The 16,110-nt window shown below is 61.0% G+C and carries 13 protein-coding genes and 1 other RNA gene; 10 read left to right on the forward strand and 4 right to left on the reverse strand.

From position 1 onward, the window contains the following. The first annotated feature begins 115 nt into the window (after positions 1–115). On the forward strand, positions 116–1,282 hold the full coding sequence (locus AC0Z8Z_RS23855) for a zinc-binding metallopeptidase family protein (protein WP_485620757.1): 1,167 nt from the start codon (positions 116–118) through the stop codon (positions 1,280–1,282). 172 nt (positions 1,283–1,454) lie between these two features. After that, a complete protein-coding gene (locus AC0Z8Z_RS23860; protein ID WP_485620758.1) occupies positions 1,455–3,260 on the forward strand; it encodes a putative bifunctional diguanylate cyclase/phosphodiesterase in 1,806 nt (601 codons plus the stop codon). Between the two features lie 3 nt (positions 3,261–3,263). On the opposite strand, the gene AC0Z8Z_RS23865 is transcribed toward AC0Z8Z_RS23860, so the two are convergent. Beyond that, positions 3,264–3,758 carry a GNAT family N-acetyltransferase gene (locus AC0Z8Z_RS23865; protein WP_485620759.1) on the reverse strand — a complete coding sequence of 165 codons (495 nt, stop codon included), beginning with the start codon at positions 3,756–3,758 and terminating at the stop codon, positions 3,264–3,266. A 235-nt stretch (positions 3,759–3,993) separates the two neighbouring features. Here AC0Z8Z_RS23865 and ffs point away from each other — a divergent pair. Together ffs and AC0Z8Z_RS23875 are read left to right on the forward strand one after the other, a co-directional pair. Next, an RNA gene (gene ffs, locus AC0Z8Z_RS23870) (signal recognition particle sRNA small type) lies at positions 3,994–4,090 on the forward strand. A 396-nt stretch (positions 4,091–4,486) separates the two neighbouring features. After that, positions 4,487–5,569 (forward strand): type I restriction endonuclease, encoded by a 1,083-nt coding sequence (locus tag AC0Z8Z_RS23875; RefSeq protein WP_485620760.1) that lies wholly within the window; start codon positions 4,487–4,489, stop codon positions 5,567–5,569. Between the two features lie 472 nt (positions 5,570–6,041). Here AC0Z8Z_RS23875 and AC0Z8Z_RS23880 read toward each other — a convergent pair whose 3' ends face one another. After that, positions 6,042–6,257 carry a hypothetical protein gene (locus AC0Z8Z_RS23880; RefSeq protein ID WP_485620761.1) on the reverse strand — a complete coding sequence of 72 codons (216 nt, stop codon included), beginning with the start codon at positions 6,255–6,257 and terminating at the stop codon, positions 6,042–6,044. A gap of 314 nt (positions 6,258–6,571) precedes the next feature. Here AC0Z8Z_RS23880 and coaA point away from each other — a divergent pair, with 314 nt between their 5' ends. The 3 genes from coaA (at position 6,572) to AC0Z8Z_RS23895 (ending at position 9,178) form a co-directional block, all read left to right on the forward strand. Continuing rightward, positions 6,572–7,498 carry a type I pantothenate kinase gene (coaA, locus tag AC0Z8Z_RS23885; RefSeq protein ID WP_074889248.1) on the forward strand — a complete coding sequence of 309 codons (927 nt, stop codon included), beginning with the start codon at positions 6,572–6,574 and terminating at the stop codon, positions 7,496–7,498. Continuing rightward, positions 7,498–7,866: a Rap1a/Tai family immunity protein gene (locus AC0Z8Z_RS23890; protein WP_485620762.1), complete on the forward strand. Its 369-nt coding sequence runs from the start codon at positions 7,498–7,500 to the stop codon at positions 7,864–7,866. The genes coaA and AC0Z8Z_RS23890 overlap by 1 nt, the downstream gene beginning before the upstream one ends. Positions 7,867–7,966: 100 nt before the next feature. After that, on the forward strand, positions 7,967–9,178 hold the full coding sequence (locus AC0Z8Z_RS23895) for an MFS transporter (RefSeq protein ID WP_485620763.1): 1,212 nt from the start codon (positions 7,967–7,969) through the stop codon (positions 9,176–9,178). Positions 9,179–9,398: 220 nt separating this feature from the next. On the opposite strand, the gene AC0Z8Z_RS23900 is transcribed toward AC0Z8Z_RS23895, so the two are convergent. Both AC0Z8Z_RS23900 and AC0Z8Z_RS23905 read right to left on the reverse strand, forming a co-directional pair. Beyond that, on the reverse strand, positions 9,399–11,105 hold the full coding sequence (locus AC0Z8Z_RS23900; protein WP_485620764.1) for an acid phosphatase: 1,707 nt from the start codon (positions 11,103–11,105) through the stop codon (positions 9,399–9,401). A gap of 228 nt (positions 11,106–11,333) precedes the next feature. Further along, positions 11,334–12,071, reverse strand: a complete 738-nt coding sequence (locus tag AC0Z8Z_RS23905; RefSeq protein ID WP_485620765.1) for a substrate-binding periplasmic protein — start codon at positions 12,069–12,071, stop codon at positions 11,334–11,336. 234 nt (positions 12,072–12,305) lie between these two features. Between AC0Z8Z_RS23905 and dnaX the strand changes: the two genes are divergently transcribed. The 3 genes from dnaX (at position 12,306) to AC0Z8Z_RS23920 (ending at position 16,098) form a co-directional block, all read left to right on the forward strand. Continuing rightward, positions 12,306–14,465, forward strand: coding sequence for a DNA polymerase III subunit gamma/tau (gene dnaX / locus AC0Z8Z_RS23910; RefSeq protein WP_485620766.1), 2,160 nt, complete (start codon positions 12,306–12,308; stop codon positions 14,463–14,465). 95 nt (positions 14,466–14,560) lie between these two features. Then, positions 14,561–14,887 carry a YbaB/EbfC family nucleoid-associated protein gene (locus tag AC0Z8Z_RS23915; protein ID WP_065988699.1) on the forward strand — a complete coding sequence of 109 codons (327 nt, stop codon included), beginning with the start codon at positions 14,561–14,563 and terminating at the stop codon, positions 14,885–14,887. Between the two features lie 182 nt (positions 14,888–15,069). After that, a complete protein-coding gene (locus tag AC0Z8Z_RS23920; protein ID WP_485620767.1) occupies positions 15,070–16,098 on the forward strand; it encodes an NADP-dependent oxidoreductase in 1,029 nt (342 codons plus the stop codon). The last annotated feature ends 12 nt before the right edge of the window (positions 16,099–16,110 follow it).

Consider the following 16,110-nt stretch of genomic DNA (forward strand, 5'->3'; position numbering starts at 1 on the left):
TCTGGACCTGAGTGAAGTAGTCCCGCCGATAAGCGGGACCCAAGAGTAAGAAAATCCCACGGAACCCCGGTCACCCTGGGGAATCTAGTGCTTGCAGCCCCATCAGGATATCGCCATGTTCCAGTTCTTCGAACAACTCAGCACACGGATCGCGGCGCCGTTCGCCGGTGAGAGCAAGCGCAACAGCAAGGTCTGGCAATGCCATTGCGGGCAGTCGGTGTTTTTCCGCAACAGTCAGTGCCTGGCCTGTTCGTCTGCGCTGGGGTATCTCCCGGAGCAGAGCAAGATTGCCGCGCTGGAACCGGGCCCCGAGGCGCAGACCTGGCGTCTCACCGACGAGCCCCAGGCCGGGCTCTACCGCCGTTGCGCCAACCTCGACACGGCAGCCGCCTGCAACTGGGTGTTTCCGGCGCCGAATGCCGGAGATTTCTGCATCGCCTGTAGCCTCAACAAGACCATCCCCGACCTGTCCGTGCCGGAAAACCCCGAGCGCTGGGGCAAGATCGAGACCGCCAAGCGCCGGCTGGTTGCGCAATTGATCACCCTCGGGCTTCAAGTCATTCCGAAAAGCGTGGATGAAGAGCGTGGGCTGGCCTTCGAATTTTTGGGCGTCGACCTGGAAGGCAACCTGCCCACCACGGGGCACGCCAGTGGCCTGATCACCCTCAACGTCGAAGAAGCCGACGATGCGATCCGTGAGAAGGTTCGTGTGCAGATGCACGAACCCTACCGCACGCTGCTTGGGCATTTCCGTCATGAGGTGGGGCATTACTACTGGGATCGTCTGATCGCCGACACTTACTGGCAAGACGGATTCCGCCACCTGTTCGGCGATGACCGTGCCAGTTACGCCGACGCCCTTGATCACCACTACCAGAACGGCGCGCCCGCCGACTGGCAGCAGAATTTCGTCAGCGCTTACGCGACCATGCACCCGTGGGAAGACTGGGCGGAAACCTGGGCGCATTACCTGCACATGATGGACGCCGTCGACACCGCACTCAGCCTGGGCATGAGCGCTCGGGACATGGACCTCGACTACCAGCCGTTCCTGCTGGAAACCTTGTACGACCCTCAGCATCCGGGCGGGCCGGCGTTCCTCTCTTTCGTCAATGCGTGGATCGAGCTGGCCGGCATGCTCAACGAGTTGTCCCGCGCCATGGGCCAGGCGGATTTCTATCCGTTCGTGCTGCCGCCGGCCGTCATCACCAAACTGCATTTCATCCATTTGGTCATACAGGGTGCGGGCGGCAAGGCGGATGAGGTCCTGCATGCGCAATAAATCACCCATGTGGGTGACTGCAAATTGTCCTCTGGTACGAAGCGGTGAAAGGGAATCGCCGCTTGTCCGCGACGCCTGCATCGCACAAAAAGCGGTGGTATTTTCCCTATACATATCGTTTTGATACTACTGGCGAAGCGGTTTGCGAAGCGGTCTAAAAGGGATTTCAGTTATGGCAACCCGTGCTCCATTGCCCAAAAACGAGCGTTCCCGGCTTTCGCGCATCACCCACATGGGGCTCATCGATGCGACGGCCGACGATGTGCTCGATCACATTGTCTCGATGGTGACCCATTATTTCGAGGTCCCCATCGCCCTTGTTTCCATCGTCAGTGCGCACCGCCAGTGGTTTCGGGCACGGGCAGGCCTTGATGAGCGCGAGACGCCTCGCGAAATCGCCTTCTGCGCGTACACCATCCTTGGCCACGAGACGTTTCAGGTCCCTGACGCGATCCTTGACCCGCGTTTCAGCGCCAACCCACTGGTGACCGGCGAGCCTCACATCCGTTTTTACGCCGGCGTGCCCCTGGTGACTGCCGACGGCCTGGCCCTGGGCACGCTGTGCATCATCGACAGCATACCTCGGCCGCCACTGGGCCCGCGCGACCTGGCGATGCTGGAGATGTATGGCCAGTTAGTCATGAAGCGGCTCAACAACCTGCGCCACGCCAGCTACGTCGACCAGCCCACCGGCCTGTTTAACCGCCTGCGCCTCGAAGAAGACCTCGGCGCTCTGGCGGATCGACGCAAATTCGCGCTGGTCGCGCTGGACATGGTGGCGCCCGCGTTTCTCGACAGCATCGTCAAAGCGCTGGGTTACAGCTTCGCCCAGGAGCTGGTGCGCTGCATGATCGAGAACTGCCGCAGCCAGTTGCCTGCCGATACCGCGCTGTACAAGGTCAGCCCCACGCGCATCGCGCTGATCACCCGAAACGCGCGCCCGGAGCAGGCCGAGCTGCTGTTTCGGCAGTTGCTCGAGCATTTTCGGCGGCCGCTGATCTGCCGCAACATCCCCATTCAAATGGATGTCGGCATCGGCGTGCTGCCGTTGGGCCTGGACCGCTGCGATGAGCGGGACTGGATTCGGCTGGTGGTCAGCGCCGCGGACGAAGCCCGCGGCAAGTCGACGGGCTGGCGGTGGTACGAGCCCCATCTGGACTTCGCCCAGCAACGGGCCTTTCTGCTATTGGCGGCGCTGGCCGAGGCCGTCCGCAGCCCGGATCAACTGTCGCTGGTCTATCAACCAAGGCTGGAAGTGGCGACCGGGCGCATTGTGACCGTCGAAGCGCTGTTGCGATGGCAGCACCCGGTGCTGGGTCCGATCAGTCCGGCGGAGTTCATCCCGCTGGCGGAAAAGACCGCGCTGATTCGCTCGCTCAGCCTCTGGGTGTTGAGAAAGGCCGTCGCCCAGGCGGTGATCTGGCAGGCGCAGGGCTACGCCTTCAAAGTGGCGATGAACGTATCGGCCATCGACCTCGCAAACTCGTCGTTCAGCGACGCCTTGTTTGAGCAGCTGTCGATCAGCGATCTTGATCCGAGCGGCTTCGAACTTGAGTTCACCGAAAGCGCGCTGTGCGACAACCCTGAAGTGACCCGCCTGCAGCTGGAGCGCCTGCGTGGATTGAACATCGACATCGCCATCGATGACTTCGGCACCGGCTACAGCAACTGGACGTACCTGCGGCAATTGCCGGCCACCACGGTCAAGCTCGACAAGTCGCTGGTGGAAAACATCGACAGCAATGACAAGGACCGCGGCCTGGTGGAAGCCATCGTCGACCTCGCAAAGCGCCTTGGTTATCGCGTCGTCGCGGAAGGCGCGGAAACCGAAGGCGTCTACGAAATTCTCTGCGAACTGGGTTGTCACGAAGTGCAAGGCTTCCTCGTCGCGCGGCCCATGACCGTCACCGCCCTCGAGCACTGGATGAACGTCGAGCGCAGCGGCAAGGTCCGGCAGTTGCGCTCTCTGGCCCATTGAGCGTTACAGCGGGAGCAGCATCAACCGCTCAACGCTGGCGTGAGCCGCATCGCTTTCGGGCAAATCCTGCCAACCCAGCGCCAGGTACAGCTGGCGCGCCGGGTGATTGCTGGCCTCCACCGCCAGCATCAATTGCTCGGTGTCTGGCCATAACGCCTGCGTCAATTCGGGCAGCGCGCGCAGGCACTGCTTGCCCAGTCCTAACCCCTGAAACCCTTTATCAATCATCAGCGCGTGCAATGTGGTGGTGATGCGCGGGCGGTCACGTGCCCAGTCCGGCAGCAGCGACCTGCGCTTGAGGACGAAAAAGCCCCGGGGGATGTCGTCGATCAGCAGTACGAAGCCTTGCCGGTCGACGACGGGACGGGCGGTCAGCGTGTGCAGACCGCCATGGATGTCGCCGACGTGGCGGACCTGCTCGGGGAGCAGCGCGATCTCCAGCAACTGGCGCTGCTGGGTGGGGGAGAGGGATTCGTAGCGGGTGAGCACGAACTGCATCGGTGATTCCTGGGTCTTGCGCCCTGGTGGGCTCGGGCAGGGGGAAGCCACTGGCTTGCCGGCGGTAAAAATTCAGGCCCCATTGTGCCGCATCCCGCGGTTTGTTGGCTGCGTCATGCACACCGCGAGGGCTTGGATACGCTCGAAATCTTAATCTGAAACAAGAGGTTGTAACTTCGCGCGAGACCGGTACAATGGCGCGGCTCGCCACTGGCGAGCGTCGTTATGGTGACCCCATCGGTCCCCCCGCAACGATTACCCGTGAACCTGGTCAGAGCCGGAAGGCAGCAGCCACAGCGGGAACATTGTGTGCCGGGGTGTGGCTGGTGGGGTTGCCTCCATAACGAGCCCCCTCCCTGGCTCCGCCATTTCCCTCTCCGATTACCACTACCGACTGCATCGCGTTTTTATGCGACCGTCTGCAGTATGGGTGCTTACGCCCTTCGATATTTCCATTTATTTGTGATCGTTTCGGTCGGCTGCACACATACCTGCACTGTGGAAAATTTAAAAAAACTTCTGGCCTTTTCATCTGATCGATAGAAGTGACCACGTCGTTAAGTCTTTGAGCTTTTTGCATTGAGTTTTAGGTATTGCTGGATCGCGCTTTGTAGGATTGTGGTGGCGTTGTTGCAAGACCTCTCTGATTCTGGAAATTTCGCTCTGATTTTGAATTGCCAGTATGGTTGGTTGCTACTACTCTGATTTTCCCGAGCAAGGAGCGAAATATGGAATTTCTAGCGAGAGTCAACGCGTTATCAGCCAAAATCCAGCAGCAATCTGCCGCCATCCAGACTGAGGAGGCGACGAAGACAGCATTCGTGATGCCGTTCATCAATTCAGTACTTGGCTACGATGTGTTTGACCCGCTGGAAGTGGTGCCAGAGTACATCTGCGATGTAGGTACAAAAAAGGGGGAGAAAATCGATTACGCCATTATGAAAAATGGCGAGGTACAAATCCTGATCGAATGCAAGAAAATCGGTGAGCCCCTTCATATCAATCACGCGAGTCAACTTTTCCGTTATTTCCATGTGACCAGTGCACGTATTTCCATACTCACAAACGGACGGGTCTATCGGTTTTATACCGACCTCGATGCGCCAAATAAAATGGACGACAAACCGTTTCTGGAGCTGGATCTGCTCGATCTCGATGAACACGCGTTGCCTGAATTGGAGAAACTCACGAAATCCGCTTTCGACGTCGACTCCATTATCAGCGCGGCTGGAGAGCTAAAGTACGTAGGCCAGATAAAGAGGGAGATAGCCGCTCAGTTCACCAAACCTGACGATGAGTTTATTAAGTTTTTCGCGGCACGCGTTTATGAAGGGATCATTACACAGAAAGTTCGCGAGCAATTCGCAGTGTTGACGCGAAAGGCAGCTGCACAGTTCTTGGGCGATCAAGTCAATGACCGCCTTAAGTCGGCTATTAGTGGCCCGATCCAGCCGACGTTCGCCATGGCGCCGGTGGATAGCAGCCCAGCAAGCGAGCCGGTGGAAGAGACCGAGGATGATCGTGTACAAACCACGCTTGAAGAGCTGGAAGGCTTCCATGTCGTTAAGGCAATCGTCAGGTCGGTTGTTGACGCGAAACGTATTGTGCATCGGGATACCCAGAGCTACTTCGGCATCCTGCTCGATGACAACAATCGGAAACCCATATGCCGGCTGCATTTCAATCGGACCCAAAAGTACCTAGGTATTTTTGATCGTGAGAAAAATGAAACCCGGCATGCAATTGATTCGGTCGACGATATCTATAGCTTCTCCGACCAGTTGAAGGGTGTGATTTCCCACTACAGTTGAATCGGTTCCTTATTAGAGGCTGCATGCGCCGGCATACGCTTGAATGCGTTGCCAGCGGGCGGAAGAGCAAGTTGGCAGTCACGGCAAAAAACTCTGTCGGCTAGAAACACTTAAGGCTGAATCGACCACCCTGTCGTTAAGTCACGCTGAATCATAGACCTGGTCCGTGCGAGGTCGCTGGTGACATCAGCGGCTTAAAATGGGCCCCTCGCGAAAACGCCGCCGATGCTGATACCGCTGACTGGCCGGGCATCCACCGGCTGCCACCCCTGAACTCAGGAATCACAACAATGGCAACCGACACCCCATCACACTTCCATCCATCAGCCCCTTCAAGCTCGTACTCTTCGAGCTGCTCACCGCGTACAGCCGCAACGTTTGTTGAGGTCTTGCCATCCGCCGAAAGCACCACTGAACATATTCCCGTGCTGCCGCAATCAAGCTCTGACCTCATGCTCAGGCGGCTGGACTTTCATTCGTCTGTATAAAGTTCGCTCACAATCTCCCGGCCTGATGGCGACAAACGCGCTTCGATGAACGCGTCCCCGTTTTCATCAGAAGCGTCCTTGCCCGCTGCATACCCTTTAGCGATCAACTGGCGAAGTGCGTGCGCCTCGTCACCCTTGACCACAGACTGTCCTGCTTGAAGGGCGAGCAGAAGCTTGATTTCAGCTGATAGCAATTTCATACGGTGTTCCCCTCTTGAGTTGGAAATCTCATCGTGCAGCCTAGCCTGTGGCAGGTTTTCCGGGACGAACTCAAAGAACCTGCGGGCCCTGAAGTCATGGTCTGGGGCGGGGATCGCCATCAAGTGTTTCTCAAGCGATTGCAGGCGGTGTAGCCCTATTCTGCAAGCCGGACCCGGCGCCGTATCGTCTGGCTCTGGACACTTGGAGGTAGCCCAATCGCCCTGGCAGATCCAAATAAATTTGCCCTCCATTTGGATCAATACGATAGTCTTCGCACCATTGTCGATATGGACACCTGACTGGAACGCGATTGATGGCCCCTGATGACTATCTGGTAATGAGCAGCGCGGAGTGGGCGGGGCTGCGCGCCAGTACGCCATTGACGTTGTCCGAAGAAGACCTCGCCGCGTTGCGCGGGGTGAACGAGGACATTTCGCTGGAGGATGTCGCAAACATCTACCTGCCGTTGTCGCGCCTGATCAATCTGCACGTGAGCGCCGCGCGCAATCTCGACAGCATCAAGGACACCTTTCTCGGGCGCCCCGCCAAACGTCAGACCTACGTGGTCGCGGTGGCGGGCAGCGTCGCGGTCGGCAAGAGCACCTTCGCCCGGGTGTTGCAGGCGCTGATGGCGCGCTGGCCGGATCATCCCCGGGTCGATCTGATCACCACCGACGGCTTTTTGCATCCCAATGCCCGGCTTGTCGCCGATGGCATCATGCACCGCAAGGGCTTTCCGGAAAGCTACGATCGCAAGCGCATGGTCAAGTTTCTCTCCGACCTGAAGGCTGGCACGCCGGAAATCACCGCCCCGGTCTATTCCCACATCAGCTACGACATCGTCCCGGACCAGTTCTTCAAGGTCAGCCAGCCGGACATCCTGATATTCGAAGGGCTGAACGTGTTGCAGACCGAGGGCAATGACGGCCAGAAGCCGGGCAGCATCGTCTCGGACTTCTTCGATTTTTCAATCTATCTGGACGCCGAAGAAGGCGACATCGAGCGCTGGTACGTCGAGCGCTTTCTGATGCTGCAACGCACCGCGTTCCGCGCGCGAGGCGCCTACTTTCGCGAGCTGGCCGACCTGCCGCCGGAGAAATCCCCTGACGCGGCGCGCAAGATCTGGCACGACATCAACCGGCCCAACCTGCTGGAGAACATCCTGCCGACCCGCGAGCGCGCCAGCCTTGTCGTGCGTAAGGCGTCGGACCATTCGGTGAAGGAATTGTGGCTACGCTGATGGGTAAATCGATCGCGGGCGCGTCGGCGTTATTCGCGCTGTGCCTCAGCGCTGGCGCTCTGGCGGACGGCAACAAGTTGCTGCTCGAATGCCAGGACGGCATCAACAGCATGAGCGGCGGCGTGGCGCAGAATGGCGTGGGTGTCGGGCATTGCGTCGGGGTGCTGCAAGCGACGATGGACACCCTGGATCTGTTCCACGAAGCGGGCGGACTGCCCCGGCTGGTGTGCGTGCCTGAGGGCGGCATTCCGATGATTCAGTCGATGCGCATCATTGTGCAGTCCCTGCAGGCTCATCCCGAGAGCTTGCATCTGAACGAATCAGTGCTGGTCGTCGCGGCGTTGAAAAACGCCTTTCCCTGCCAGTAACCCTCGAGTTCTCAGCTAGCCTGTTGCTTGACCCAGAAGTGATTCTAGGGGTCGACCTGCGCCGCCGCGCCCGCGACGGCCATCAGCAAGGATGCCGACAATGCGTGTCAATGCACTGATTGTGCTGCTGCTCACCGGACTAGTGGCCGCCACTTACGGTTTCGGAATCTACCTTTTTGCCCAATTGGTGCCGGACATGCGTGCCAGCCTGGGCTTCGACATCGCCTATGTGGGCACCATTACCGCAGCGGGGCAGGCCGGGTTTCTCGCCAGCGCGTTACTGGCGGCATGGCTGACGCCTCGTGTTGGCGGCGGCTGGGTGATCTTCGGGTCGGGCGCCGTCTGCGCGCTGGCCTTGCTGCTTTTGCCCCTGGCGCAGAGCGTGGTGCTGATCGGTCTGCTGCTGACGATTCTGGCAGGCACGGCGGCGACCGTGTTCGTGCCGATGGTCGACGTGATCGCCCGAGCCGTGCCTTACAAATACCGCGGCATGGCCATGGGGTTGGTGTCGAGCGGCACCAGTTATGGGGTGTTCATCAACAGCCTGCTGGTGCCTTTTTATGCGCCACAAGGCGAGTGGCGCACGGTGTGGTGGATCGTCGGGCTGATCACCCTGGTGCTGGTGGCCGGGGTCTTTCTGGTATTCAAGCGCGCGCGGTTGCTTGTTCGCGAACCCGAGGACGACAGTGATGGCGCACCACGCAAAGGCGTACTGCGTGAGGCGCTACAGGGTTGGGTGTACACAGTTTGGTCGATGAATTTTCTGATCGGCTTCTCGACCTTTCCGTTTCAAAACTACCTGTCGTCCTACCTGCGCACGGAGCTGCATTTCGGTGTCGAGTACACCGCGCAGATCTGGGCCAGCATCGGCTTCGTCGGGATGTTCAGCGGCCTGGCGCTTGGCGCGCTATCGGACCGCATCGGCCTGCGGGCGGCGATGTTGCTGGTGTACGTCTGCGTGGCGACGGCGGCGGTGATTCTGGTCGTTGCGCCGACCGGTTACTGGCCGCTGGTGGCAGGGGTCGTGTTCGCCGTGGCGTTCTACCCGATCTTCGGGCTGATCCCGGCGTACGTGTCGAAGATGGCAAGGGGCGCGGCGCTGGCCGTGACCATCTTCGGCATCGCCAACATCATGCAGGGCGTCGGCGGCATGCTCGGCAATTACTGCGCCGGGCTGCTGGCGAGTCTGAGCGGTTCGTTCGTTGCGGTGTATGGGGTGATTGCGGGGGTCGCGGTGGTGCTGGCGGTGTTGACGGTTTGCTTGCCGAACGAGCGCACCGCCGGCAGGAGTAATCAAGGTCATCGAACGTGACAACACCCCAAATGTGCCCGTAGACGCAGGAATTGTGGGAGCGACCGGGGTGGCGGTCCACCTTGCTCGCGAGGAGGCCGGTAAGTCCGCTAAATCTTCAGCGGCTGAAATGCCGCTTTCGTGAGCAAGCTCACTCCCACATGGACCGTGTTTGCTTCGCGATAGCGCCGCGTCCGAACTACGGGGAAGCTACCGCCTATTAGCGGTGGATGAGTCACCGCTACACCGGAAACTGCAGCGCGTTGCTCAGATCACCCATCGGCGTCTGCCCGCGCGCGGCCATGGCGTTGTCGCGCTCGGTCAATCCGTCCAGCTTCTCCAGACCATGCACCCGCGTAACCAGACGCAGGATCGAGGCGGTGTCGTACACCGTATGGTCGACCGTGCCCTTGCGCGCGAAGGGTGAAATCACGATCGCCGGCACCCGCGTGCCCGGTCCCCAGCGATCGCCTTTCGGCGGCGCAACGTGGTCCCACCAGCCGCCGTTTTCGTCGACCGTGATCACAATCACCATGTTCTTCCACTGCGGGCTGTTGCGCAGCACTTTGATCGCGCGATCGATGTGTCGATCCCCCGCAGCCACGTCGGCATACCCAGCGTGCATGTTGAGGTTGCCCTGGGGTTTGTAGAAGGTCACCGCCGGCAACTTGCCGGCCTCGGCGTCGGCCAGGAATTTATTGGTGCTCGACTCATCCCCCAGTCCGCCGTCACGCAAACGCTTGTGGCGCTCGCCCGGGTTCTCCGGGCCTTGCTGCTTGAAGTAATTGAACGGCTGATGGTGATACTGGAAATTCGGGATTTTCGGTATGCCGGTCGAGTCCTTGTACTCGTCCAGCGTCACCTGCCAGGCGCCGGCGTACCAGGCCCAGTCGACGTTCTTCTTCGACAGCTTGTCGCCGATGTGGTCATGGGTCTGCGGCACCAGCACGTTGGCCAGCCCGGGCTGCGAATAGTCCGGTTTTTCCTTGTCACGCAGCCAGGTCGGCCAGTAGGGCGGGGCCATGGTGTTGACGCCGTAGCCGTCGGGCGTCAGCGCGCTCGGGCCGAATTGTGGCGGGCCGGTCATGGCGCTGGCCGGTGATTTCTCCAGGGGTTTGAGGCGATAGTCCAGAGGATCGCTGCTCTCCAGCACGGCGATCTGCGACTTGGCCGGGGAGTTTGCCGCGTCGGGGTAAAAGGGCGCTCGTGCCGAGATCAGGTATTGATGGTTGAGGAACGAGCCGCCAAATGCGCCCTGGAAGAAGTTGTCACAGAGCACGAACTCCCTGGCGACGTCCCACAAGCGCAGGGAATATTGGGTCTGGGCGTAGTAGCCCATGGTCAAGCCGCCGGAATCCGCCCACGCCACGAAGGCGTCGTTCTTGCCGCCGTTGATCTGCATCTGGTTTTGATAAAACACGTGCCACAGGTCGCGGGTGACGACGCTCAATGGCAGGTCTTCACCGCCCGGGCCTTTGAGGGGGAAGGGCGCGTTGGGCAGGTTTTCCTGATACTGCACGCCTGTAGCGTAGGTCACGCCGTCGACGCTTTGCGGGCCAATCTGGCAGACGCCACCCCAGCACTGCGGCAGGTTGTCGAGGACCTTGCCGTCGCGGTCGCGCTGGCGATATTGGTCGGCTTTCACGGCGGAAAGCGGACGCTCGACGCCGGGGAAATTGGCGAACAGGTTATTGAAGCTGCGGTTTTCGCCGTAGATGACCACGATGGTTTTGACGTTGTCTTTCAGCGCCTGGTCCAGCGCCGGGCCGGTCAGCATCGTGTCAGCCGCTGGCTTGCCTTCAACGGCTGCTTCGGCGGCGCCTACCACGCCACTGAGGGTCGCACCTGCGCCCAGTACCGCAACGCCGCCCAGAAAGCGTCGACGGCTGCCGTCCACAGGCGCCTGGGGGGCCGAAGCCTGTGCGGGATCTTCCGGTTTTTTGCTCATGGCGGGGCGCTCGCAGGTCGAGTTGTTACAACATGTGTCGCCGGAGCCTAGCGAGGGAATATGACGGGATGGCTACAGCGATAGGCGCGCCCCCCTAGTGGGACTGGCTTTAGCCGGGAAAGGTCCACCGCAGGCGACATCCAATTTGCGGTGTGACGCGTGACGCTTTCCCGGCTAAAGCCGGTCCTACAATCGGCGCCAGTCCCACGATAGGAAAACGGCGCAGGCTCAATACGGGTCTGCTGCATTACCCGAATGCGCCTGATACCGCTCGGCGATCCGCTCGATTTCCCCGGACATTTTCATCCTCAGCAGCGTGCGCATGATGCGTTGCGCCGGTACGCTCGGGTCGTTGCGGGCGACGCATCCCACAGGCTGCTCATCGATGACCCAGACGGCCTTGAGTTTCTCGTCGGCTTTCCGGTCGCGGTTGTACCAGTCCAGCGACCACTGGGTGTCCACGGCGTAACGGTAGCGGTGGGCCGAAAGCTTGGGCAGCACTTGCTCCTGCAGCCTGGCGTCTTCGCGGATCAGGTCGCGGGTGGCGAACAGCGGGTCCAGCACCGGATAGGCATAGCCCAGCACGGTGCCGATGTGGTCTCCGAGAATCGCGCTCAACTGAAAAGGCGCGGTGTCGTAGGCGCTGGCGACCAGCACGTTGCGCTGGGTCAGCAGTGGCAGGCTCCAGGTGTAGTCGCCCGACATGTCCGGCAACCAGGATTGCGCGGCGTAACAGCGCACATCGACTTCACCGCGCTCGGTAGCCGCCTGCACACGCAGGCGCGGATAGACGCGGTACTGGGCGTTCTGGCCGATCTGTCGGGCCAGGCTTTCCATGATCTCGAAAAGGATACCGGCCTCGGGTCCGTTGGGCCCCACCTGCATCAGCGGCATCGACCAGCTGTCGGCCACGGCAAAACGCAGCGGCGGACCATCTGCCGCCGCAGACGCGCTCAACAGCCCCATGGCACTCATCATCCACACTCGCATCCGGATCCCTCGAAATAACAGCGCGACGATCAAGGCCTGCTGTCGCTTCGCGACGTCCGGTCAGGGTTCCCGTGGTGGAGACCTTACTTAGGACCGTTTTGCGGAGCCAGGCCAGCCATCATAAAGCGAAAGCAGCGGACATCAGATGCAATTTTGCCCCTGCTCCGCTAGCATTGGCGGTCTTCCGCAACCCAGTCGCGACGGTTTTCAATGAGTTATCAGGTTCTTGCACGTAAATGGCGTCCGCGCTCGTTCCGCGAAATGGTCGGCCAGACCCATGTGCTCAAGGCCTTGATCAACGCGCTGGACAGTCAGCGCCTGCACCACGCCTATTTATTCACCGGCACGCGGGGGGTCGGCAAGACCACCATCGCGCGGATCATCGCCAAGTGCCTTAACTGTGAAACCGGCATCACGTCAACGCCCTGCGGCGAATGCTCGGTGTGCCGCGAAATCGACGAAGGCCGGTTTGTCGACCTGATCGAGATCGACGCCGCCAGCCGCACCAAGGTCGAAGACACCCGCGAGCTGCTCGACAACGTGCAATACGCGCCCAGTCGCGGCCGTTTCAAGGTCTACCTGATCGACGAAGTGCACATGCTCTCCAGCCACTCGTTCAATGCGTTGCTCAAAACGCTGGAAGAGCCGCCGCCCTACGTCAAGTTCATCCTGGCGACCACCGATCCGCAGAAACTGCCCGCGACCATTCTGTCGCGCTGCCTGCAGTTCTCCCTGAAAAACATGACGCCTGAGCGTGTGGTCGAGCACTTGACCCACGTCCTTGGCGTGGAAAACGTTCCTTTCGAAGACGACGCGCTGTGGCTGCTGGGTCGCGCGGCCGATGGCTCGATGCGTGACGCCATGAGCCTGACCGATCAGGCAATTGCTTTCGGCGAAGGCAAAGTGTTGGCGGCCGACGTGCGCGCCATGCTCGGCACGCTGGACCACGGTCAGGTGTTCGACGTGCTCGCGGCGCTGATCGAAGGCGATGCCCGCTCGTTGCTCGAAGCCGTGCGTCACCTGGCCGAGCAGGGCCCGGACTGGAGCGGCGTGCTCTCGGAGATTCTCAACGTATTGCACCGGGTTGCCATCGCCCAGGCGTTGCCTGAGGGGGTCGCTAACGGCCACGGCGATCGCGATCGCGTACTGGCGCTGGCCCAGTCATTGCCCGCCGAAGACGTGCAGTTCTATTACCAGATGGGCCTGATCGGTCGCCGCGATCTGCCGTTGGCGCCGGACCCCCGTGGCGGCTTCGAGATGGTGCTGCTGCGGATGCTGGCGTTCCGGCCCGCAGACGCCGACAACGCGCCGACGCAACCGTTAAAGTCAGTGGGGATCAACCCGGCCACGGTTGATTCCCGGACAGCGGTGGCGCGTTCAGCATCCGCAACACCCCATCCTGTCACCGCCCCGTCGCCAGCGCCGGTTATCGACAAGCCTGCCCCAGTGGCCGTGCCTGACGTTCGACCTGCGAAGGCAAAGGCCGAGGATGAGATCGATCTGCCCTGGAACGAGCCGAAGGCCGCGCCGCCAGCCCATACTGCCGAGCCCGAGCCCGAGCCCGAGCCCGAGCTTGAACCAGCGCCGTCTTCGCAGCCCGCTTCCGAAGCCGTCGCCGATATTCCGGAGCCCGTCCTCGACACCGTCGCCGAGCAGCCGGATCTGACGCCCATGCCGGCACCGATCCCTGCGAGCCCTGTTCCTGAAGCGCCTGAAGTCGAGTCGCCAGAGCAAAGGCAAGCCGCCGCCGACGCCGTAACGCCGCAGATGATCGAGCACGTGCCCGACGCGACGCCGTACGTGCCTGCGCCGATGGAGCGCGACGACGAGCCGCCGCCCGATGACGACTACAACGAACCGGACATCGACATCGATCCGGCGTCGTTCGCCTATCTCGATGACCTGGCCCACGAAGCCGTCGAAGCGGTGGAGAAGGAGCCCGAGCTGTTGCCGGCCGCAAAGCCTGCCACCGGGCTTGCAGCGGAGTGGCTTGAGCTGTTCCCGAAACTGCCGATCTCCGGCATGACCGGCAGCATCGCCGCCAACTGCACGCTGATGTCGGTGGAGGGCGACAACTGGCTGCTGCACCTGGATCCGGCCCACAGCGCGCTGTTCAACTCGACCCAGCAGCGCCGATTGAATGACGCGCTGAACCAATACCATGAACGCACCCTCAACCTGAGTATTGAACTGATCAAGCCCGAGCAGGAAACCCCGGCTCAGGCAGCGGCGCGCCGGCGTGCCGATCGGCAGAAGCAGGCCGAGGCGGCGATCCACGGCGATCCGTTCATCCAGCAGATGATGCAGCAGTTCGGTGCGTCGATTCGCGATGACACTATTGTTCCGGTGGATGCGCCGACCCAGGCGTAAGTCCACGCCCGATGATTCCCGGGGGCGCTAAGCTGATAGGGCGCCTCTTATTGTTCAACGACTTTCTATCCAATGACTTCCGAGGAGTAACTCCCATGATGAAAGGTGGCATGGCAGGCCTGATGAAGCAGGCTCAGCAGATGCAGGAAAAAATGGCCAAGATGCAGGAAGAGCTGGCCAACGCTGAAGTGACCGGCCAGTCTGGCGCCGGTCTGGTCAGCGTGGTCATGACCGGGCGTCATGACGTCAAGCGCGTCAGCCTGGACGACAGCCTGATGCAGGAAGAGAAGGAAATTCTCGAAGACCTGATCGCCGCAGCCGTCAACGACGCTGTGCGCAAGATCGAAGCGGCCAGCCAGGAAAAGACCGCCAGCATGACCGCCGGCATGCAACTGCCGCCGGGCATGAAGATGCCGTTCTGATCGGACCGCTGTAGCGACACCCGAATGCCAGGCCCTCGCGCCTGGCATTTTTGTTTGCGGACGGCACCAAGACCGCCCGCATTACGCGCGTCATATGGAATCCCACATCCGACCGAACCCGTCCCGCCGCCCACGGTCTGCTTTCTATACCCTCGCAACCCTTCATCATGGAGCCCAATCCGATGACGCAAGAATTGATCCTCAACCAGCGTGTGGTCCTGGCATCCCGTCCCCAGGGCGCACCGACCCCGGAAAACTTCCGACTCGAGCGCGAGGCGCTGCCTGATTTGCAAGACGGCCAGGTGCAATTGCGCACGCTCTATCTGTCCCTCGACCCCTACATGCGCGGTCGCATGAGCGACGCCCCGTCCTACGCGGCACCGGTAGAGATCGACGCGGTCATGGAAGGCGGTGCGGTCAGCGTGGTCGAGCAGTCGCGCAACCCGAAGTTCAAGGAAGGCGATCTTGTCGTGGGCCAAACCGGCTGGCAGACCCACAGCATTTCCGATGGCAGCAACTTGTTGATGGCGCCGAAGGATCTGCCCAGCCCGTCCATGGCAGTGGGCGTTCTTGGCATGCCGGGCATCACCGGTTACATGGGCTTGATGGACATCGGCAAGCCGAAAGCGGGCGAGACCCTGGTCGTCGCGGCAGCGTCCGGGGCGGTCGGCTCGGTGGTCGGCCAAGTGGCCAAGCTCAATGGCCTGCGGGTGGTGGGCGTTGCCGGTGGTGAAGACAAATGCCGTTATGTGGTTGACGAGCTGGGCTTTGACGCTTGCATCGACCACCGCAGCGACGACTTCGCCGAGCAGCTGAAGGCGGCCGTGCCGGACGGCATCGACATCTATTTCGAACTGGTCGGCGGCAAGGTGCTGGAATCGGTCATACCGCTGCTCAATGAGCGTGCGCGGGTGCCTCTGTGCGGCCTGATCGCCCATTACAACGCCCAGAGCGAGCCAGAAGGGGCGAATCGGCTGCCGCTGCTGATGCGCACGCTGCTGACCAAGCGCGCGAAGATTCAGGGCTTTATCGTCTACGAGGAGTATTACGACCGTCTGGACGAATTCATGCAGGCCATGATTCCGCTGGTGAAGGACGGCAAGGTGAAGTTCCGCGAAGACGTGGTGGAAGGCTTGGAGAACGCGCCGGATGCGTTCATTGGCCTGCTTGACGGCAAGAACTTCGGCAAGCTGGTGGTCAAGGTCTCATGACCCTGATTTGAC

It is taken from the genome of Pseudomonas sp. 1L-C-7-B-C1 (assembly GCF_057291635.1).